This window comes from Mesorhizobium sp. B2-3-11 (genome assembly GCF_006442215.1).
In the GTDB taxonomy this organism is placed as follows: Bacteria; Pseudomonadota; Alphaproteobacteria; order Rhizobiales; family Rhizobiaceae; genus Mesorhizobium; species Mesorhizobium salmacidum.
This window is the reverse complement of record NZ_VFVS01000026.1, coordinates 17,590-39,123: the sequence shown is the minus strand read 5'-3', so window position 1 is coordinate 39,123 and position 21,534 is coordinate 17,590. Positions and strand designations below refer to the sequence as shown.

The window sequence follows — 21,534 nt, the reverse complement described above, 5'->3', positions numbered from 1 at the left end:
AAAAGAGAAAAGCCCGGCCGTGGCCGCGCTGATCCAATAGCGAGCCCGGCCGCGGGCGATCAGCTCCGCGGCTTGAGATTCTCCGGGTCGTAAAGCGGCTTGTAGCCAACGCTGGCGACTTCGACCGGATAAGTCTCGCCGAAATACTCGACCGTGAGCTTGCGGCCCTCCTGGGCATAGGCCCAGGGCAGATAGGCGAGCGCGATGTTCTTGCCGATGGTCGGGCCATAGGCGACCGATGTTGTGAAGGAGCGGCGGCCGAGTTCGTCGACCAGTGTATCCCCGCTCTCGGGGTCCATCACCGGCATGATGCCGACGGGATAACGGGCAACACCCTTGGAGTCCGTATTCTCGGTCATCACCAGCGTGCACAGCATGGCGGGCTGGTGCGCGCGTTCGCGATACTCCACATGCTTGGCCTTGCCGCAGAAATCGTTCTCCTTGACCTTCGGTCGGGCAAGGTCGGCCTCGAGCAGATTATACTCGGTCAAGAGGTCGGCATTCTGCAGCCGCAGGCTCTTCTCCATGCGGCGCGTATTGGCATAGGTCTCGACGCCGAACGGCATGACGCCTGTCGAGCGCAGCGCGTCCCAGACGGCCAGACCGTCCTCGTAGCGCATATGCAGTTCCCAGCCCTGCTCGCCGACATAGGAGATGCGGAACGCGGTGACGTCCTTGCCGCCGATCCTGACCGGCTTGATCGCCGCGAATGGAAAATTCTCCGGCGAAAGCCCATCCGGGTTCTCGACCACCTTTTGCAAGGTCGCCCGCGCGTTCGGCCCCCAGATGCCGATGGTGACGTACTTCTCGGTCACATCGGTGATGGTAACATCAAAACCTTTGTCCTGAGCCGTGCGGCGCATGTACTGGAAGTCGCGCGGCCCCGCGTCGGCGCCGTCGATCAGCCGGCAGCGGTCGGCCATGCGGATCACGGTGAAGTCGGCGCGCACCATGCCTTCCTCGTCGAGGAAGTGGGTGTAGATGCCCTTGCCGATGTTGTTGTCGCCGCCGATCTTGGCCGCGCACAGCCATTCCAGCAGCGCGACATGGTCGGGTCCTTCGATATCATACATGGAGAAATGCGAGAGGTTGACGATGCCGCAATCCTCGCTCATCGCCAGATGCTCGGCGTTGGAGACGCGCCAGAAATGGCGGTTGTCCCATTCGTTCTCGCGCACCGGCACCCGGTTTCCATACTTTTCAAGCAGATGCTCGTTGGCGGCGTAGCCGTGGGCGCGCTCCCAGCCGCCGAGTTCCATGAAATAGCCGCCGAGTTCCTTCTCGCGCTCCCAGAACGGCGAACGCCTGATGTTGCGGGCCTTGGAGAAGGGTTCGCGCGGATGCACCGCCGGATTGTAGACCTTCATCGCCGTCTCGGTGCAGCGATCCCAGATGAACTGTTCCTTGGTCTGGTGCGGATAGAAGCGCGCATAGTCGATCGCGTGGTGGTCGATCTCGGTGCGGCCGTCGGTCATCCAATCGGCGATCAGCTTGCCCATGCCCGGGCCGTCCTTGACCCAGATGGCGACGGCATACCAAAGCCCCCTCACCTTCTGGCTTTCGCCCATGGATGGGCCGCCATCGGCCGTCACCTGCAGCAGGCCATTGAACGAATGGCTTTCGTTATAGCCGAGTTCACCCAGGATCGGCGTCAGTTCCATGGCGCGTTCGAGCGGCGCCAGGATCTGCTCCATGTCGAGATCGCGCTGCGACGGCGACAGCCGCGCCTGGTCCTTCTCCAGCAGGTCGCGCGGGTGGCAGAGGCGCGGATTGGTCTCTTCGTAATAGCCCCATTCGATCTGGCCGCCCTCGGCGGTCTTGGGATCGCCAGTGTCACGCATATAGGCCGAGTTGCCCTGGTCGCGCAGCAGCGGCCAGCCGATCTCCTTGCCGGTGCCGGCGAACTCGGTGTACGGGCCAAAGAAGGTCAGCGGATGGTCGATCGGCATGACAGGCAGGTCCTCGCCGACCATCTCGGCGATCAGCCGGCCCCAGATGCCGGCGCAGACGATGACGTAGTCGGCCTCGATCGTGCCGCGGTCCGTCACCACGGAACTGATGCGGCCATCCTTGACGACAAGCGACTTCGCCGGCGTGTTGGCGAAGGATTTGAGCTTGCCGGACGCTTCGGCCTGGTCGACCAGCTTGCCGGCAACGGTCTGCGAGCGCGGAATGACGAGACCGGCGTCCGGATCCCACAGGCCGCCCTGCACCAGGTCCTGTTCGATCAGCGGGAATTTTTCCTTGATCTCGGCGGGCTCGATCAAACGGGCGCGCGTGCCGAAAGCCTTGGCCGAAGCGATCTTGCGCTTGATCTCGTCCATGCGGCCGTCGTCGCCGACACGGGCGACCTCAAGGCCGCCGACGCGCGCGTAGTGGCCCATCTTCTCGTAGAAATCGATGGAATAGAGCGTCGTCCAGCAGGACAGAAAATCATGGCTGGTGGTGTAACAGAAGTCCGACGCATGCGCGGTCGAGCCGATATCGGTCGGGATGCCCGACTTGTCGATGCCGACAATGTCGTCCCAGCCGCGTTCGATCAGATGATGGACGATCGATGCGCCGACAATGCCGCCGAGGCCAATGATGACGACCTTCGCCTTTTTCGGAAACTCTGCCATTGCCCGCGACTCCAGAATGCTGTTGCGGGCGGCGTCGCCGCCCGCTTGATCGGCGCACAATATGCAGGCGACGGGCACGGCGCCACCGCCTGTTTGCGACACGCCAAAGATGCGGCGCGACCCTTCCCAAATCAGGGAAAACAGCTACCCATCAGGCAAACGCCCACACGTCCTGGGCCTGGAAGCCAAGCTGGTAGCCCGCCGTTTTCAACTTGACCACGACCTGGCCTATCTACAGGGCGGCGCGCCGACCTCGACCTTGATCATGCCGGGACGATAGCGCTTGAGGTCGAGCTGCTCGAACACGATGCAAACGGCTGACGCGGCGGGATTTTCAGCGTCATTGTTAGACAGCTACCGGAAATGATAAAAGGCCGAGCAAACGCCCGGCCTTTCCAATCATGCCACCGAGATTACTTGATGCGGGCGACACCGCCGGAAATCTCGACGGTTTCCGAACCGGTCAGGGCTTCGAGGTCGCCATTGGGCAAGGTGACGAAGCAACCGTTCTGGCAGAACTCGACGGTTTCGCCGCCGGCCAGCGCAAGCTCGGTCTTGCTGCCGCCCTCGGTCACGACCAGCGTGCGCGTCTCGGCGTCCTTGTTGACCGCGCTTGCGGCATGGGCGGAGCCGCTCACGGCGAGCAAAGCCACGGCGGCGACGAGAGACTTCCACATTGCAATATCGGTGTTCCCACCGCCTCTGTTGCATTTCACAAGGCATTTTCGCCTTTGCATGGAGCTTATATGAGATGGAAGCTGAACCGCAACTGAATGCCGCATTCATGCCGCAATTGGTCTTGGCGACGTGCAACGCCTCCAATCTAATCCGGATCGGGCTTGCGTGTCCTGCGGCCTGATTTGGCCTGACGCTTCGCTTCGGCCTCGGCTTGCGCCTTAGCCTCTTGCTGTTCGGCGAAATCGGCCTCGATCTTGTCGTCATCGGTGGGCCATGCCACGTGCTTCTTGGCCTCGACGACCGCGCGAGGCGTTGAAGGGATTTCGATGTGCTGATCGTCGAATTTCTCCAGCACGGTGAAGCGGACGTCGTTCTGCACGATGTTGCCGTTCATCACATCGGCCAGGAACAGACGAATCTCGAATTCGAGCGCGGCGGGTCCGAAATTGGAAAACAGCACGAACGGCTCGGGGTTCTTCAGCACCAGCGGATGGCTGCGCGCGATCTCCAGCAGGACGGCGTGGACATGCTTGACGTCGCTGCCATAGGCGACACCGACCTTAATGTCGATGCGGCCGAGCTTGTTGCGGTGCGTCCAGTTGCCGACGGCATTGTTGATCAGGTTCGAATTGGGCAGGATCACCGACTGCCGCTGGAAAGTCTCGATCTCGGTGGCGCGCACGCTGATCTTCTTGACCGTGCCGCTGACGTCGCCGGCCACGATCCAGTCGCCGACCTTGAACGGCCGCTCGGCCAAGAGGATCAAGCCGGAGACGAAATTGGACACCACATTCTGCAGGCCAAAGCCGATACCGAGGGAGAGAGCGCCGGCGACCAGTGCCAGGCTGGAGAGATCGATGCCGGCCGCCGAAATACCGACCAGCGCCGCAAGAGCAACGCCGGCATAGCCGACCGCCAGCCGGATCGAGTTGCGCACCCCTGTATCGACCTTGCCACGCGCCATGACCGAGCCGTCGAGCCAGCCCTGGAACCAGCGCGTCAGGAAATAGCCGATGACGAAGACGACGATGCCCGACAGGATGCCGGTGACCGAAATCGTCACCGAACCGATATTGATCCCGGTTGCGAGCTTGTACGCCCACGCTTCGATATCGCCAGGCTGGAAGCCCCACATCAAAAGGATCAGCGGCAGGAACACCAGCACGATCATCACGTTGATGGCGATGCTGACGACAAGGCCGAGCTGGTCAAGCGCGGTGTCCTCGTAGCTGGAATTGGCCGACAGCCAGCGCCCGACCGACGTGTTGGCGAAAGCGTCCTCCTCGCCGATCGCCTGCGCCGACAGGAAGCCGATATAGGCTGTTATCAGCGCCGTGCCGGTGACCACGACCTGTTGTGAGACGAACAGCGCAAGGCCGATATAACCGAGCAACGCCGCGACGATGGTGAACAGGCCAAGGGCGAGCGATGTATAGCGCAGCCATGCCGGCCATGGTCGCCAGCTTCCGTCACGCGCCCTGAACGGCCTCAGCATCGCCATCAGCATCAGGATGACGCCGACGGTTATGGCGGCTCCGAAACTGCGGGCGATGGTCAGCGACAGCGGCGAGCCCATCTTGTCGTTGACGATCGACAGGAAATAGTTGGCGCCGATGACCACGGCCATGGCTGTCGCTAGCCGTACCAGCCAGCGCGCCGGGCCGGTTTCGACGGGAATGAGCCGCCAGTTCGGTAGGCGCGGCTCGAGCGCAGCGTTGGTCAGCCGATTGACGCAAAACACCACGCCGATGACGGCCGCCAGCGCATTCAGGAAGAGCCCGATATCGCCGCGCAAAACATTATAATAGTTGAAGAAGAAGATCGTCGAGCCGAGAAAGGCGGCAACCGCCACCGTCGGCAGCAAGGTCGACCAGAACGCCACCGAAAGACGGCTGAGATAGGACGGGTCCTCATTGCTGGAGTCGGCCTCGAACACCCGCCCGAACAGGCGCCGCCCGCCGACCAGCAGCACCAGCGCAAGGCCGAGCGCCACGAAGGTCGCCGCCAGGATGGCCTGGAACTTGAACTTGATGGCGAAGCTCAGCCAGGACGACACCGCCTTGTAGAAATTGCCGAACTCGTCGCGCGCATCGGAAAACACCTGCGGGCTCAAGGCGTCCGAGAGTACGTAGCGCTTGGTCAACAGATTCCGAAACAGCGCGCTGCGCATGTTGCCGATCTTGTCGATCAGCCCGCTGATGCGGATCGACAAGGTCTGAGCTTGTGCGATGACCGCGTTAATCTCCGCCTTTTCGGACGTCAGCGCCTGGCGCTCGCCGCTGACGATGTCGGGCTCCGCCGGTTGGCCCGCGGCAGGCGGCGGCCCGAGCTGTTCGAGCCGGCTGTTGATTTCGCCCAGGCGCGTGCGGAACGCCAGCGCGCTGGTCAGCGATTGCCGCGACAATTCCTCGAGCTGCAGGCGGATATCGACGAGGTTGCTGTCGTCCTCGCCATCCTGCTGTGTCTGCTTCTCGAAATTGTCGGCCTTGGTCGTCAGGCCCTGGATGATCTTTTGCTGGTCGGCGATCAGTCCGGCGGGCGCCTGGCCAACGCCTTGCGCCGCCGCCTCGAACGACAGCGGCGGCGCAACGACAAGCGCCAGGACCAGAATGAGGCGAAGCAATCGAAAAAACATGATGGATCGGCGACTCGCGGGCGGCAAAGGCATTCAAAAGCCTGTCCTTGATAAAGACGGCCATATCATGGGGCAAGTCACCGCGACGATCGCACTCATCAAGCGTCGGCCAGTCGAAAGGCGATGGCGCAATATTGGCTTTCTATCAGCCCCCTGCTCTATAGTCTGCCGCATCGCCGCAACGGACACCTTACACATGGCAGAGTACTCAGCCCTTTCGCTGCTCGCGAACGCGTTCAAGGGAAACAAGGACTGGAAGCCGGCCTGGCGCAAGCCGGATCCGAAGGCATCCTACGACGTCATCATCATCGGCGGCGGCGGTCACGGCCTGGCGACCGCCTACTATCTAGCCAAGGAACATGGCATCACCAATGTCGCGGTGCTGGAGAAAGGCTGGCTGGGCTCCGGCAATGTCGGCCGCAACACGACGGCCGTTCGCTCGAACTATCTCCTGCCCGCCAATACCCGCTTCTACGAACATTCGATGAAGCTGTGGGAGAACCTGTCGCACGAACTCAATTACAACGTTATGTTCTCGCAGCGCGGCTGCCTGAACCTGGCGCACACGCCGGCTCAGTTCGACGACTACGCAAGACGCGGCAACGCCATGCGCCATCTCGGCGTCGATGCGGAACTGATGACGCCAGCCGAGATCAAGCGCCTGATCCCGGCGCTCGATATCTCCAATGATGCACGCTTTCCGGTGGTTGGCGGCCTGATGCAGCGACGCGCCGGCACCGCCCGGCACGATGCGGTCGCCTGGGGCTATGCACGCGGCGCCGACCGGCGCGGCGTCGACATCGTCGAGAATTGCGAGGTCACCGGCTTCCTGCGCGACGGCGACCGCATCACCGGCGTTACCACATCGCGCGGCGATGTCAGGGCCAAGAAGGTAGCGGTCGCGGTGGCCGGCAGCACCGGCCGCGTCATGCAACTGGCCGGCGTCGAGACAATGCCGATCGAGAGCCATGTGCTGCAGGCCTTCGTCACCGAATCGCTGAAACCCTTCATCGACACGGTCGTGACGTTCGGCATGGGCCATTTCTACATGTCGCAGTCCGACAAGGGCGGCCTTGTCTATGGCGGCGACATCGACGGCTACAACAGCTACGCCCAGCGCGGCAACCTGCCCATCGTCGACGAAGTGATGAGCGAGATGCTGGCGCTTTTCCCGGGCCTAGCGCGTGTGCGCATGCTGCGCTCCTGGGGCGGCGTCTGCGACATGTCGATGGACGGTTCGCCGATCATCACCATCGGGCCCCTGCCCGGCATGTATCTCAATTGCGGCTGGTGCTATGGCGGCTTCAAGGCGACGCCCGCTTCCGGGTGGTGCTTTGCCTGGACAATCGCCAAGGACCAGCCGCACGATTTCAACGCCCCTTTCACGCTGGACCGATTTCATCGCGGCCTGGTGATCGACGACAAGGGCCAGGGCGCGAACCCGCGGCTTCATTAGGAACATTCAGTGCTGATCACTTGCCCCTATTGCGGCCCGCGCGACGTCATCGAGTTCACTTATCAGGGTGACGGCAACCGCGAACGTCCCGACCCTGCCTCGCAGAATTTCGAGGCCTGGAACGCCTACGTCTACGACCGGCTGAACCCGGCCGGCGACCACAACGAGATCTGGCAGCATTCCGGCGGCTGCCGGGCTCACCTGAGGGTCGTGCGCAACACGCTGACGCATGAGATTTCCAGTGTCGCCTTCGTGCGCGCCGATCACAGCTCGGCCGCGCGCCGCAAGGCGGAGGACAAGCCATGAGCCCGCGCCGCACCGTCACCGGCGGCCGCATAGACCGGTTGAAGACGATCCGCTTCACGTTCGACGGCGTTCCCTATACCGGGCATGGCGGCGACACGCTGGCATCCGCGCTGCTGGCCAATGGCGTCACCCTTTTCGGGCGTTCTTTCAAATACCATCGCCCGCGCGGCCTGCTGAGCGCAGGCGTCGAGGAGCCCAACGCGCTGGTAACGGTGCTGAAGGGCGAGGTGCGGGAACCCAACATCCCGGCGACCATGGTCGAGATCCATGACGGGCTGATTGCCGTCAGCCAGAACCGTTTCCCCTCGCTCACCTGGGACATCCATGCCGTCAACCAGCTCGGGGGCAAGCTGCTGTCGGCCGGCTTCTACTACAAGACCTTCATGGGGCCGGTTATCGGCCCGCTGAAAGGCACGCGCTTCTGGATGTTCTGCGAGCATTTCATCCGCCGCGCCGCCGGCCTCGGCAGCGCCGGATCGGCAAAGGACCCGGCCCGCTACGAGCGCATGAACGCCTTTTGCGACGTGCTTGTGGTCGGCTCCGGCCCAGCCGGCCTGATGGCCGCCAAGGCCGCCGCGGACCAAGGCGCCCGCGTCATGTTGACCGATCTCGAGCCGCGTTTCGGCGGTTCGGCCAACTGGTCCGGCGAAACCATCGATGGCGCACCCGCGGCTGATTGGGTGCACCGCACCGTCGCTCAGCTCGAGGCGCGCGACAACGTCCGGCTTCTGCCGCGCACCACGGTCTGGGGCTACTACGACAACAACACGCTTGCCGCGCTCGAGCGGGTCAGCGACCACAAGGCACAGCCCGCCAAGGGTGAGCCGCGCCATCGCTACTGGGCGATCCGCGCGGGATCCGTCGTGCTGGCTACCGGCGCCTTCGAAAGGCCGCTGGTGTTTCCCGGCAATGATCGGCCCGGCGTGATGCTGGCGCATGCGGCGGAGCGCTACGCCAACGAATTGGGCGTGCTGCCGGGGCAGCGCGTCGTGGTGTTCACCAACAATGACAGCGCCTACCGGTCGGCGCTGGCGCTGAAGCAGGCAGGTGCGGCGATCGTTGCCATCGTCGACGTGCGCCCGCAACCGTCCGCCGAGATGAGCGCCCTGGCCGGCGAAGCCGAGGCGGAATTGCTTTCCGGTCATGCGGTGGTCGCCACGGAAGGCGGCAAGTCGTTGTCCGGCCTCAAGGTCCAGCGTTTCGACATGGTCGCCGGTGCGCTGAGCGGCGATGCGCGCAGCGTCCATGCCGATTGCCTGCTGATGTCTGGCGGCTGGTCGCCGACCATCCATCTGGCCAGCCAGGCCGGCGCCAAGGCGGAATGGAACGCCGCCCGGCAGGCCTTCCTGCCGCCCAAGCCGACGCAAAATTGGATCGGCGCGGGCGCCTTCACCGGCAGCTTTTCGACGGTCGAGGCGATCGCCGAAGGGCGCGCCGCAGGCACTGCCGCGGCTGGCGGAACCGCCGCGCCTGTAGCATTGCCCGCTGTCGAGGCAACCCCTGGAGATCCAGATCCCGCGCCCGTGTTCGAAATCAAGGGCAGCGGCAAGAGCTTTGTCGACTTCCAGCACGACGTCACGGCGGAGGATGTCCGCCTGGCGCATCGCGAAGGCTTCGTCTCTGTCGAGCACTTGAAGCGCTACACCACGCTCGGCATGGCCACCGACCAGGGCAAGAGCTCCAACGTCCCCGGTCTTGCCATCATGGCGGAAGCGCTCGGCAAGCCAATCCCGGAAGTCGGCACGACGCGCTTCCGGCCACCCTTCGCACCGGTGTCGATCGGCTCGCTGGCAGCCGAGCGCTTCGGCGACCTCAAGCCCGAACGGCTGACGCCGATGCATGACTGGCATGTCGCCAATGGCGCGACCATGTATTCGGCCGGCCTCTGGTACCGGCCGATGATCTACGGGCTTTCAGGCGAAACCATCGAACAGGCCTACGTGCGCGAAGCCAAGGCGACGCGCGAAAGTGCGGGCATCGTCGATGTCTCGACGTTGGGCAAGATCGCCGTGCAGGGCCCCGACGCCGCCACGTTCCTCGACCGTGTCTACACCAACATGTTCTCGACCCTCGCCGTTGGCAAGGCGCGCTACGGTTTGATGCTGCGAGAGGATGGTTTCGCTTTCGACGACGGCACCACCTGGCGGCTCGGCGAACAGGATTTCCTGATGACCACCACCACGGCCAACGCCGGCAAGGTGATGCAGCATTTGGAATATTTCCTCGACGTGATCTGGCCGGAACTCAAGGTCCACGTCACCTCCGTGACCGACGAATGGGCGGGAGCCGCGATCGGCGGGCCGAAAGCGAGGCAGATTCTGGCCGCCTGTGTCACCGGCACGGCTGTCGACAATGCGACGCTGCCCTTCATGGGCATCGTGCACGGCGACATTTCAGCTGTGCCGGTGATGATTTGCCGGCTATCCTTCTCCGGTGAAATGGCGTTCGAGGTCTATTGCGGCGCCGGCCACGGCACCCATGTCTGGGAAGCGTTGATCGAAGCCGGCAAGCCGTTCGGGCTGGTCACCTACGGGCTGGAGGCGCTGGGCACGATGCGCATCGAGAAGGGCCATGTCACCGGCGCCGAGATCGACGGCCGCACCACGGCGCGCGACCTGCATCTCGACTGGATGCTGTCGAAGAAGAAGCCCTTCATCGGCTCGGCGATGATGGACCGCGAAGGTCTCGTTGCGTCCGAGCGGCTGGAACTGGTCGGCCTGGTCGCGCTCGACAACCGGCCGCTCAATGGCGGCGCGCACATCGTCGAGGAGGTCGACGAAGCCAATCCGCACGGCTCGGTCGGGCACATCACCGCCTGCTGCTATTCGCCGGCGCTCGGCAAGCATATCGCGCTGGCGCTGGTCAAGGGCGGCAAGGCCAGGCACGGCACGCGCGCCCATGTCTCCGATCCCTTGCGCAACCGCTTCGGCCCCGTGGAGATCGTCTCCAACCACTTCTACGATCCGGAAGGGACCCGCATGCATGGCTGAGCGTCAATCGCCCCTCGAGCCGGAGTTCCATGTCGGCTCGCATGGGAATTTCGAACATGGCGTCGAGATACTGCTCACCGAAACCCGGCCGGGCTCGATCGTGCAACTCGCAGCATGGCCGGGCGAAGAGAAGAAACTGATCGCGGCCATCCGCGGCGTCACCGGGCTTGCGCTGCCCGACGGCGCTGGCGGCGGCTTGAGCGACGGCGTGAAATCGGTGTTCGGCTTCGCACCGGGAAAATTCACGGTAACCGATGAGGCCGAAGGACTGGCCGCGGCCTTCGCCAAGTCGGTGACGCCGGCCATCGGCACGGTGACGGACCTGTCGCATGGCCGCACCGCCATCCGGATCGCCGGGCCGAAAGCCGAATGGGTGCTGTCGAAATTCTTCGCCATCGACTTCGCCCTGCCCGCCTTTCCGGTCGGCGCCGGCCGCTCGACAACGCATCACGATGTCTTCGCCCAGATCCAGCGCACCGGCACCGACCAGTTCGACATCTATGTCTTCCGCTCCTTCGCCCGCTCGTTCTGGAAGGCGCTCTGCCACGCCAGCGAGGAGGTCGGCTACGAGGCACAGTAGGCGGTGTGGCCTTAGAGCGGCTGCCTCTGGCCTCAATGCCGGCTGGTTCTGCCGCTAGAGAATCCCGCCGCGGGCGCCCATGATGGCAACGTGGCCCGTTCAACCGGTCCAAGGGGATGAAAATCCCATCTCAGAGTCGGCATATTTGGTTCGAACATCCCCATGACCGCTGAATTATCCGCCGGCGCCACCGATCGCGCCGATGTGTCGGCCAGAGCCTTGCTCCTGCTGCCGCTGACCGTTGCCTGCGGCGTGTTCATGACCAGCCTCGACCAGAATGTCGTGGTGACGGCGCTGCCGGGCATCAGCGAAAGCCTTGGCCGTCCGCCAAGCCAGCTCGGCCTGCTGATCACCGTCTACGTCGCCAGCCTGATCATCTCGATGCCGCTCGGCGGCTGGGCCGCCGACCGTTTCGGCCTGCGCAATGTCTATTGCTTTGCCCTGCTGGTGTTTGCCGCTTCATCGGCCCTGTGCGGGCTGTCGAACGACATCTGGATGCTGGTCGGCGCCCGCGCGCTGCAGGGCTTCGGTGGCGCTCTGATGGGCACGCTCGGCCAGGTAGTGATCCTGTCGACCTTCCCGCGCAGCCGGACCTTGAAGATCAACATGTATATCTCACTGGCCGGGCAGTCCGGGCCGCTGGTCGGTCCGCTCGTCGGCGGCGCATTGACCACCTACATCTCCTGGCGCTGGATCTTCTTCATCAACGTGCCGTTCGCGCTCGCGGCGGCTATTCTTGCCGCCTCATTGTTTCCGACAATGACCAAGCCGGCGCGCACGCGGTTCGATTTTCCAGGCTTTGTGCTGGTCGGCGGCGGCATGGTCCTGCTGGTCTTCGGCATGGACTCGCTCGCGGCGAAAGACGCCGCCGGCAGCATGATCGCCGCCGAGCTTGCGCTGGCGCTCATCATCCTGACGGCCGCCTCCTTCTACTGCCTGCGTGTGCGCAATCCCCTGCTCGATCTCAAGCTCCTGCGCATCCGCACCTTCCGCATCTCCTTCCTTACTGGCGGCGGGCTCGACACGATCGGTCTCAGCTCCGTCGTCTTCCTGCTGCCGCTGATGTTCCAGCTCGGCTTCGGCATGAGCGCGGTGCAGGCGGGATCGCTGACCTTCGTGGCGGCGGTCGGTTCGGTGGGTATGCGTGTCTTCATGCCACGCGTCCTCAACCGTTTCGGTTTTCGCCGCGTGCTGGTCTTCAACACACCCGTTGTTGCCGCCATGGTCGCGGGCTTCGCCTTGATGCAAGCAACGACTCCGGTCTGGATCACGCTCACCTACATCTTCGTCTTTGGCGTCTTTCGCTCGGTGCAATGGGCTTCGACCGGCAATCTCGCCTATTCCGACATCGCGCCCGAACAACTCGCCCGCTTCAGCGCGCTCTACTATATTCTCTGGCAGCTGGCGGTCGCGATCAGCGTCGGCCTGGCGGCTGCGATGCTGTCGTTTCTCGCCGGCGGCGGGCCGGCCGCCGCCAGCGATTTCCGGATCCTGTTCGTGATCGAGGGCATCATCACGCTCTGCGCGCTGCTCGCCTATCTCAAGCTGACGCCGCAGGACGGCGCCCATGTCAGCGGCCACGGCGCGCACATGAATACAGAGTAGCGGAGCTGCGCCGGACGAAACCTATTCGCTGAACGTCACCCATTCCTCGAGCGGCTCACGGTCGGTGCGGAAGGCGTTCTCGGGCTTGGACGTGTCTTCATAGCCGAGCGCCATGCCGCAGACGACGATCTCCTCGTCGGGAATGTCGAGCACCGGCCGGATCTGCCGGTGATAGGGCGCGAAGGCCGCTTGCGGACAGCTATGCAGCCCCCTGCCGCGCGCCGCGACCATGATGTTCTGCAGGAACATGCCGTAATCGATCCACGAACCCTGGTTGAGCCGGCGGTCGATGGTGAAGATCATGCCGACCGGCGCGTCGAAGAAGACGAAGTTGCGGTCGTGCTGGGCGCGCATCTTGTCGACTTCCCGGCGGCCGATGCCGAGCGCGCCGTAGAGGCCGAACCCGTTGGCACGGCGGCGGGTGAGATAAGGCTCGAAGAACTGGGTGGGATAATAGCGGTATTCGTCCCAGTCGGCTTTTTCCGCGCGGATGCCGGAATTCATGATGGCATCCGTGATCCGTTGCTTGGTCCCGCCCTTGGTGACATAGACCCGCCACGGCTGCATGTTGGTGCCGGAGGGAGCCCGCGCAGCAACAGTCAGTATGTCTCGGATCGTCTCGTCGTCGACCATGTCGGGCAGAAATGCGCGCACCGAACGGCGCGACATGATCGCATCGTCGACGATCTCGGCATCAACCGCGATTCGAGCCTTCTTTTCCAGCATGGGCCGTCCCTTAGCCATTATGTCGATCGGACGTCCCCACTCGCCGCTCGCGGCGGAGCCTTTGCATGAACCGTCAAAATCCTGCAAGCAAATCTTGAGCATTGGTGAAAATCTACTTGATTTTTTCATGAGCTTCATTTCTCATGAAATTCGACTGCAATTTTTCATGAAGTGAGCGATTTGGCCTCCCCTACCGTACGAACATTACAGGGAGCTGACGAACGAGTCCTGGCCGGCGATATCAGGGCCTTGCGCCGGGTGCGCGGGCTAACGCTGGCCGAGATCGCGCTGAAACTCGGCCGGTCAGTCGGCTGGGTCAGCCAGGTCGAGCGCGGCCTGTCGACGCCATCGCTCAGTGACCTCAGGGCCTTCGCCGAGTTGTTCGGCGTGCCGATCAGCCTGTTCTTCAGCCATGACGTGCCCGTGGAAAGCGAGCGCGGCGTGGTGGTGCGCGCCGGCAAGCGTCGCACGCTTGGCACCAGCGAATCCGGCCTGGTGGAGGAGCTTCTGTCACCCGACCTCGGTGGTAGCTTCGAGATGGTGCGGTCGGTCTTCGCGCCGGGCGCGGAGTTGAAGAGCGAGGCCCGCCGGCCGACCGAGGAGGCCGGATACATCGCGTCCGGGCAGTTCGACATCGAAATAGCCGGGGTCTGGCACCGGCTTGGCGAAGGCGACTCCTTCCGCTTCGAAGGCAAGCCTTACCGCTGGCGCAATCCGGGTAGCGAGCCGGCGGTCGTCATCTGGGTGGTTTCGCCACCAGTCTATTGAGTGCATGTCGCCCCAAACCCGTGGAGCGGTTTTGGGATAACGACATGCATCAAACAAAAATAAAGCGCGGCGCGCTTGAAGATTGGGAGAAGAACATGGCGGGTTTGCCGAGCTCGGCGCGCGTGGTGATCATCGGAGGTGGCGTTGTCGGCACCTCCTCGCTCTATCATCTGGGCAAGGCCGGCTGGACCGACTGCGTGCTCCTGGAAAAGAACGAGCTGACCTCGGGCTCGACCTGGCATGCTGCCGGCAATGTGCCGACCTTCTCCTCCTCCTGGTCGCTGATGAACATGCAGCGCTATTCGACCGAGCTCTATCGTGGGCTCGCCGACGCGGTCGACTATCCCATGAACTACCATGTCACCGGCTCGCTGAGGCTCGCCCACTCCAACGAGCGCATGCAGGAATTCCAGCGCGCCAAGGGCATGGGCCGCCACCAGGGCATGGACATAGACGTGGTCGGGCTCGACGAGATCAAGCGCCGCTACCCCTTCCTCGAAACGCACGAGTTGAAGGGCGCGCTCTACGATCCGAGCGACGGCGACATCGACCCGGCACAGTTGACGCAGGCGCTGGCTAAAGGCGCGCGCGACATGGGCGCCAGGATCATCCGCTTCTGCCCCGTCACCGGCGTGCGACGCGAGAAGGACGAATGGGTGGTCGTAACAGCGCAAGGCGAGATCCGCTGCGAGATCATCGTCAATGCAGCCGGCTACCGTGCCGCCGAAGTCGGCAGGATGTTCGGCCGCGACGTGCCGATGATGGTGATGAGCCACCAGTACATACTGTTCGAGGAAATCCCCGAACTCGCCGCCTGGTCGAAGGAACAGGGCAAGAAGCTGCCGCTGCTGCGCGACGTCGACACCTCATACTATTTGCGCCAGGAAAAGGCCGGCATGAATCTTGGCCCCTATGAGCGCAATTGCCGCGCGCATTGGGCCACCCACAGCGACCCCATGCCGGAGGACTTTTCCTTCCAGCTCTTCCCCGACGATCTCGACCGGCTGGAGCATTACCTGGCCGACGCGGTCGCCCGCGTGCCGATCCTGGGCACCGCGGGCCTCTCCAAGGTCATCAACGGCCCGATCCCTTATGCGCCGGACGGCAATCCGCTGATCGGTCCGATGCCGGGCGTTCCCAACGCCTTCGAGGCTTGCGTCTTCACTTTCGGCATCGCCCAGGGCGGTGGCGCCGGCAAGGTGCTGGCCGAATGGGTGACGCAAGGCCGGACCGAATGGGACATGTGGTCGTGCGATCCGCGCCGCTTTACTTCCTTTGCTTCCGCGCCGGACTATTGCGTGGCCAAGGGCATGGAAATCTATGGCAATGAATACGCCATCCAGTTCCCGCGTCACGCCTGGCCGGAAGGACGTGACAGAAAACTGTCGCCGATCCACGATCGCATCAAGGCGTTCGGCGCCCGCTTCGATGCCTATAATGGCTGGGAGCGCGCTATCTGGTACGCGCAGGACGGCGACGACGTCTCCGAGGAAGCCACGTTGACCTTCCGCCGCGACGGACCCTGGCAGCATCGCGTCCGTGAAGAGTGCCTGGCCGTGCGTGACGCCGCGGGCATCCTCGACCTGCCCGGCTTCTCGCGCTTCAACCTCGAGGGCCCAGGTGCCGCCGAGTGGTTGAGCCGGCAAGTGACCGGCCTGGTGCCGAAGCCTGGCCGCATCGGCCTCGTCTATTTCTCCGACGACAAGGGCCGCATCGTCACCGAAATGTCGGTGGTACGCCATGGCGAGGAATCCATGACGCTGATCACCGCGGCGGTGGCGCAGTGGCATGACTTCGAATGGCTGAAATCGCACATGCCCGGTGATGCGGCGCTCAAGCTGATCGACCGGACGGAGGAATTCTCCACGCAGATCCTGGCCGGTCCCAATTCGCGAAAAATCCTTGCCGATGTCTGTGGTGCCGACCTGACCCTGCCATGGCTGACCCATCAGGAGACCAGGATTGCCGGCCGCTGGGCCAAGCTGGTCCGTGTCTCCTTCGCCGGCGAGCTCGGCTGGGAGATCCACACCAGGGTCGACGACACCGCCGCGATCTTCGATGCGATCTGCGCCGCCGGGCAGAATCATGGGTTGAAGCCGTTCGGCATGTACGCGCTGGATTCGCTGCGTCTGGAAAAGGGCTACCGCACCTGGAAGGGCGACCTGTCGACGGACTACTCTATCCTGCAGGGCGGGCTGGAGCGTTTCGTCAAATGGGAAAAGCCCGACTTCCGTGGCAAGTCGGCGCTCCAGAACGAGAAACAGCAAGGCGTGAAGAAACGCTTCGTCACGCTCGTGGTCGAAAGTCCCGGCGATTGCGACGCGCCTTACATGTCGACGCTCTGGCATGACGGCCAGATCGTCGGCGAGACGACATCGGGGGGCTGGGGCCATCGCGTCGACAAGTCGATCGCGCTCGGCATGCTGCGCGCCGACCTGACCGAACCCGGTACCGCCGTCGAGGTCGACATCTTCGGCGATCGCTTCAAGGCGGTCGTGCAGCAGGACGAGCCCTTGTGGGATCCCAGGAACGAAAGGCTGCGGGCATGAAGAGCGTTATCCTCACCGATGGCGGCATGGGTCAGGAGCTGGTGCGGCGCAGCAAGTCCGAGCCGACGCCGCTGTGGTCGGCCAGGGTGCTGATGGACGAACCGGACCTCGTGCGCGGCCTGCATGCCGAATTCATCCGCGCCGGTGCCCGTGTCATCACCATAAACACCTATTCGGCGACGCCCGAACGCTTGGTGCGCGAAGGCGCGGAAGACTTGTTCAAGCCATTGCAGAAGCGTGGCATCGAGCTGGCCAGGCAAGCGCGCGACGAGGCGGGCGATGCGGCCATCGCCGGCTGCCTGTCGCCGCTTTTCGGCAGCTACGCGCCGGCGCTGACCATCTCCTACCAGGACACGCTCAACATCTACCGCCGTATCGTCGCCGAGCAGGCGGACGGTGTCGACCTGTTCCTGTGCGAGACCATGGCGTCATCAGAGGAAGCGCGGGCCGCGGTCACCGCGGCATCGGAAAGCGGCAAGCCTGTCTGGGTGTCATGGACACTGGCCGATCACGGCACGCCACGCTTGCGCAGTGGCGAGACGATTGCGTCGGCGGCGGAGGCGCTTGGCGATCTGCCGGTGGCGGCGCGGCTGCTCAACTGCTGCCGCCCGGAAGCGATCGCGGCGGCCTTGCCGGAACTGATCGAGCTGGGCGGCCCAGTCGGGGCCTATGCCAATGGCTTCACCTCCACCGAAGCGCTCAAGCATGGCGGCACGGTGGATGTACTGCATGCCCGCCACGACCTCGGTCCGGACGCTTATGCCGAACAGGCTGTCGGCTGGGTGGAAGCGGGTGCGGACATCGTCGGCGGTTGCTGCGAGGTCGGTCCTGCCCATATCGCCGCCTTGCGCGACCGGCTGCAACGGAACGGCTACGCGATCTCGGGAGTCTCACATGCCTAGACCATCATCGCGCATTACCGGCATCGTGCCATCGGGCAAGGACGGCTGGGAGGTTCATTTCGCCGCCTGGAACCGCAAGGAAGCCGGCGAGGACATCATCATGCTGTCGGCCGGCGACCATGATTTCGACACGCCTTCGGAAACGATCGAAGCTTGTGTGGTAGCGGTCCGTGGCAGCAACCATCACTACACGCCGCTGCCTGGCTTGCCACGCCTGCGCAAGGCGATGGCGGCGGCCTCCAGCGCCTGCACCGGCGTCGAGACGATGCCGGAAGAGGTCATCGCCACGCCAGGCGGCCAGGCCGCACTTTACGCGGCCGTGCAGGCTGTTCTCGACCCGGGCGACCACGCCATCGTCGTCGCCCCTTATTATGCCACTTATCCCAACACCTTCAGTGCGGCGGGTGCCAGTTTCACCGTTGTCGAGACACCGGCCGAGGATGGTTTCCAACCCCGCGCGGACATGATCCGCGCGGCACTCAAGCCCAACACGCGCGCCATATTGATCAACACGCCGAACAACCCGACCGGTGCGGTGTATTCGCGCGAGCGGCTGGAACAATTGGCCGAGGTTTGCCGCGAGCATGACCTGTGGCTGCTGTCCGACGAGGTCTACTGGACGCTGGGCGGCGGCGAGCACATCTCGCCGCGCTCGCTGCCAGGCATGGCCGAGCGCACGCTGGTCATCAATTCCATGTCCAAGAGCCACGGCATGACCGGCTGGCGCATGGGCTGGCTGACCGGTCCTGAGAAAATGATCACATTGCTGATCAACCTCAACCTGGTGACGACCTACGGCTTGCCCGCCTTCATCTCGATCGCTTGCACCGAGGCGCTGGAGCAGAACTATGGCGTCAAGGACATCGCCGAACGCTACGCCGCACGCCGCACCGTCCTGCTCGATGCGGTACACGGAATGAACGATGTCACCGTGCGCGGTTCCGAAGGCGGCATGTATGTCATGCTCGACATTTCGGCTGTCGAACCCGACGACGAGAAATTCGCCTTCGCCCTCCTCGACAAGGAAAAGGTCGGCGTCATGCCGGGCTCCAGCTTCGGCGAAGCCGCCGCCGGCCATATCCGCATCAGCTTGTGCCAGCCCGAACCCGTGCTCAGGGAAGCAGCCGCCCGGCTGCGCCGTTTCGTTTCCAGCTACCGCCGTGAGGCCGCATGACCGCCAGGACCCTTCCCACCAAAGCGCGGGCGGTCATCATCGGCGGCGGCGTCTCCGGCTGCTCGGTCGCCTACCATCTGGCCAAGCTCGGCTGGACCGACATCGTGCTTTTAGAGCGCAAGCAGCTGACCTCGGGCACGACATGGCATGCCGCCGGGCTGATCGGACAGTTGCGCGGCTCGCAGAACATGACCCGGCTGGCGAAATATTCGGCCGACCTCTACGTCAAGCTGGAAGCCGAGACCGAGGTCGGCACCGGCATGCGCCAGGTCGGCTCGATCACCGTGGCGCTGACCGAAGAGCGCAAGCACGAGATCTACAGGCAGGCGTCGCTCGCCCGCGCCTTCGATGTCGACGTGCGTGAGATTTCTCCCAACGAAGTCAAAGAGATGTACCCGCATCTCAACGTCTCCGACGTGGTCGGCGCCGTGCATCTGCCGCTCGACGGCCAGTGCGACCCCGCCAACATCGCCATGGCATTGGCCAAGGGTGCGCGTCAGCGCGGCGCCACCATCGCCGAGAATGTGAAGGTCACAAAAGTCCATACGAAAAATGGCCGCGTCTCCGGCGTGTCCTGGGCGCAAGGCGAAGACCAGGGCACGATCGAAACCGACATCGTCGTCAACTGCGCCGGCATGTGGGCGCGCGACCTCGGCGCCCGGAACGGCGTGAACATCCCGCTGCACGCCTGCGAGCACTTTTATCTCGTCACCGAGCCGATCCCCGGCCTCGGCCGGCTGCCGGTGCTGCGCGTGCCGGACGAGTGCGCCTACTACAAGGAAGACGCCGGCAAGATGATGCTCGGCGCCTTCGAACCGGTGGCAAAGCCATGGGGCATGGAGGGCATTCGCGAGGATTTCTGCTTCGATCAGTTGCCCGAGGATATGGACCATTTCGAGCCGATCCTCGAAATGGGCGTCAACCGCATGCCGATGCTGGCCACCGCCGGCATCCACACTTTCTTCAACGGCCCCGAAAGCTTTACTCCCGACGACCGCTACTATCTCGGCGAGGCGCCGGAGCTGCGCGGCTACTGGATGGCGACCGGCTACAATTCGATCGGCATCGTCTCGTCCGGCGGCGCCGGCATGGCGCTGGCGCAGTGGATCAACGATGGCGAAGCGCCGTTCGACCTCTGGGAAGTCGACATCCGCCGCACCCAGCCGTTTCAGAAGAACCGCCGCTATCTCAAGGAGCGCGTTACCGAAACGCTCGGCCTGCTCTATGCCGACCATTTCCCCTACCGCCAGATGGCGACATCGCGTGGTGTGCGCCGCTCGCCCCTGCATGAGCATCTGAAGGCGCGTGGCGCCGTGTTCGGCGAAGTCGCCGGCTGGGAGCGCGCCAACTGGTTCGCGCGCGAAGGACAGGAACGCGAATATCGCTATTCCTGGAAGCGGCAGAACTGGTTCGACAACCAGCGCGAGGAACATCTAGCCGTCCGCAATAAGGTCGGCCTGTTCGACATGACCTCGTTCGGCAAGATCCGCGTCGAGGGCAGCGATGCCTGCGCCTTCCTGCAAAGGCTCTGCGCCAACGACATGGACGTGGCGCCGGGCAAGATCGTCTATACCCAGATGCTCAACCAGCGCGGCGGGATCGAGAGCGACCTCACCGTGTCGCGGCTTTCGGAGACTGCCTATTTCCTCGTCGTGCCGGGCGCCACGCTGCAGCGCGACCTCGCCTGGCTGCGCCGGCATGCCGGCGAGCAGTTCGTGGTCATCACCGATGTTACCGCCGCCGAAAGCGTGCTTTGCCTGATGGGCCCGGATGCGCGAAAACTGATCCAGAAGGTCAGCCCCAACGACTTCTCCAACGAGAACAATCCGTTCGGCACCTTCCAGGAGATCGAAATCGGCATGGGCCTCGCCCGGGCGCATCGCGTCACCTATGTCGGCGAACTCGGCTGGGAGCTTTATGTCTCGAGCGACCAGGCCGCCCATGTCTTCGAGGCGATCGACGATGCCGGCGCGGATGTCGGGCTGAAGCTGTGCGGGTTGCACACGCTGGATTCCTGCCGCATCGAAAAAGCTTTCCGCCATTTCGGCCATGACATCACCGATGAAGACAACGTGCTGGAGGCGGGCCTCGGCTTCGCGGTGAAGACGGCCAAGGGCGATTTCATCGGCCGAGATGCCGTGCTGAAGAAGAAGGAAGCTGGACTGGACCGCCGTCTGGTCCAGTTCCGCCTGAAGGATACGCAGCCCCTGCTCTTCCATAACGAGGCGATCCTGCGCGACGGCAAGATCGTCGGTCCGATCACCTCCGGCAACTATGGTCACCATCTCGGCGGGGCGATCGGGCTGGGCTATGTGCCTTGCCAGGGCGAGAGCGAGGCAGATGTGCTGGCCTCGACCTACGAAATCGAAATCGCCGGCGAGCGGTTTGCGGCGGAGGCATCGCTGAAGCCGATGTATGATCCGAAGGCGGAACGAACGAAGATGTAGCGCTTTCTTCCTTCTCCCTTGTGGGGCCCGAAGGGCGGGCGAGGCCCGTGACTCGCCCAGGGCGGTGGATCGGCGCGTAGCGCCGAGACGGTTGAGG

The 21,534-nt window shown here is 63.9% G+C and carries 14 protein-coding genes and 1 pseudogene; 10 read left to right on the top strand and 5 right to left on the bottom strand.

Annotated elements, in window-relative coordinates:
- Window positions 1-59: 59 nt before the first annotated feature.
- The 4 genes and pseudogenes from FJ960_RS26835 to FJ960_RS26820 all read right to left on the bottom strand — a co-directional run bounded on the left by FJ960_RS26835 (window position 60) and on the right by FJ960_RS26820 (window position 5,934).
- Complete coding sequence (locus FJ960_RS26835; protein WP_140718094.1) at window positions 60-2,621, bottom strand: FAD-dependent oxidoreductase; 2,562 nt, start codon at window positions 2,619-2,621, stop codon at window positions 60-62.
- A 151-nt stretch (window positions 2,622-2,772) separates the two neighbouring features.
- Window positions 2,773-2,930: pseudogene (locus FJ960_RS30315) on the bottom strand (FkbM family methyltransferase); the annotation flags it as partial.
- A 104-nt stretch (window positions 2,931-3,034) separates the two neighbouring features.
- Window positions 3,035-3,298 (bottom strand): hypothetical protein, encoded by a 264-nt coding sequence (locus FJ960_RS26825; RefSeq protein WP_027145877.1) that lies wholly within the window; start codon window positions 3,296-3,298, stop codon window positions 3,035-3,037.
- A 146-nt stretch (window positions 3,299-3,444) separates the two neighbouring features.
- A complete protein-coding gene (locus FJ960_RS26820) occupies window positions 3,445-5,934 on the bottom strand; it encodes a mechanosensitive ion channel family protein (RefSeq protein WP_140718092.1) in 2,490 nt (829 codons plus the stop codon).
- A 196-nt stretch (window positions 5,935-6,130) separates the two neighbouring features.
- Between FJ960_RS26820 and FJ960_RS26815 the strand changes: the two genes are divergently transcribed.
- The 5 genes from FJ960_RS26815 (at window position 6,131) to FJ960_RS26795 (ending at window position 12,871) form a co-directional block, all read left to right on the top strand.
- On the top strand, window positions 6,131-7,390 hold the full coding sequence (locus tag FJ960_RS26815) for a sarcosine oxidase subunit beta (RefSeq protein WP_140718090.1): 1,260 nt from the start codon (window positions 6,131-6,133) through the stop codon (window positions 7,388-7,390).
- Between the two features lie 9 nt (window positions 7,391-7,399).
- Complete coding sequence (locus FJ960_RS26810) at window positions 7,400-7,696, top strand: sarcosine oxidase subunit delta (RefSeq protein WP_140718088.1); 297 nt, start codon at window positions 7,400-7,402, stop codon at window positions 7,694-7,696.
- Window positions 7,693-10,686 carry a sarcosine oxidase subunit alpha gene (locus tag FJ960_RS26805; protein ID WP_140718086.1) on the top strand — a complete coding sequence of 998 codons (2,994 nt, stop codon included), beginning with the start codon at window positions 7,693-7,695 and terminating at the stop codon, window positions 10,684-10,686. Before FJ960_RS26810 ends, FJ960_RS26805 begins: the two co-directional genes overlap by 4 nt.
- The gene (locus FJ960_RS26800; RefSeq protein ID WP_140502622.1) at window positions 10,679-11,266 is read left to right on the top strand and encodes a sarcosine oxidase subunit gamma; all 588 of its coding nucleotides are present in this window, start codon (window positions 10,679-10,681) and stop codon (window positions 11,264-11,266) included. Before FJ960_RS26805 ends, FJ960_RS26800 begins: the two co-directional genes overlap by 8 nt.
- A gap of 162 nt (window positions 11,267-11,428) precedes the next feature.
- A complete protein-coding gene (locus FJ960_RS26795; protein ID WP_140718084.1) occupies window positions 11,429-12,871 on the top strand; it encodes an MFS transporter in 1,443 nt (480 codons plus the stop codon).
- A gap of 21 nt (window positions 12,872-12,892) precedes the next feature.
- Here FJ960_RS26795 and FJ960_RS26790 read toward each other — a convergent pair whose 3' ends face one another.
- Window positions 12,893-13,597: a nitroreductase gene (locus tag FJ960_RS26790; RefSeq protein ID WP_027145870.1), complete on the bottom strand. Its 705-nt coding sequence runs from the start codon at window positions 13,595-13,597 to the stop codon at window positions 12,893-12,895.
- Window positions 13,598-13,777: 180 nt separating this feature from the next.
- Between FJ960_RS26790 and FJ960_RS26785 the strand changes: the two genes are divergently transcribed.
- The 5 genes from FJ960_RS26785 (at window position 13,778) to FJ960_RS26765 (ending at window position 21,437) form a co-directional block, all read left to right on the top strand.
- Window positions 13,778-14,365 (top strand): XRE family transcriptional regulator, encoded by a 588-nt coding sequence (locus tag FJ960_RS26785; RefSeq protein ID WP_140718080.1) that lies wholly within the window; start codon window positions 13,778-13,780, stop codon window positions 14,363-14,365.
- 95 nt (window positions 14,366-14,460) lie between these two features.
- A complete protein-coding gene (locus FJ960_RS26780) occupies window positions 14,461-16,914 on the top strand; it encodes an FAD-dependent oxidoreductase (protein ID WP_140718124.1) in 2,454 nt (817 codons plus the stop codon).
- Window positions 16,911-17,816: a homocysteine S-methyltransferase family protein gene (locus FJ960_RS26775; protein WP_140718079.1), complete on the top strand. Its 906-nt coding sequence runs from the start codon at window positions 16,911-16,913 to the stop codon at window positions 17,814-17,816. Before FJ960_RS26780 ends, FJ960_RS26775 begins: the two co-directional genes overlap by 4 nt.
- Entirely contained in the window at window positions 17,809-18,990 is a 1,182-nt protein-coding gene (locus FJ960_RS26770; RefSeq protein WP_140718077.1) for a pyridoxal phosphate-dependent aminotransferase, read from the top strand. Before FJ960_RS26775 ends, FJ960_RS26770 begins: the two co-directional genes overlap by 8 nt.
- Window positions 18,987-21,437 carry an FAD-dependent oxidoreductase gene (locus FJ960_RS26765; RefSeq protein WP_140718075.1) on the top strand — a complete coding sequence of 817 codons (2,451 nt, stop codon included), beginning with the start codon at window positions 18,987-18,989 and terminating at the stop codon, window positions 21,435-21,437. The genes FJ960_RS26770 and FJ960_RS26765 overlap by 4 nt, the downstream gene beginning before the upstream one ends.
- The last annotated feature ends 97 nt before the right edge of the window (window positions 21,438-21,534 follow it).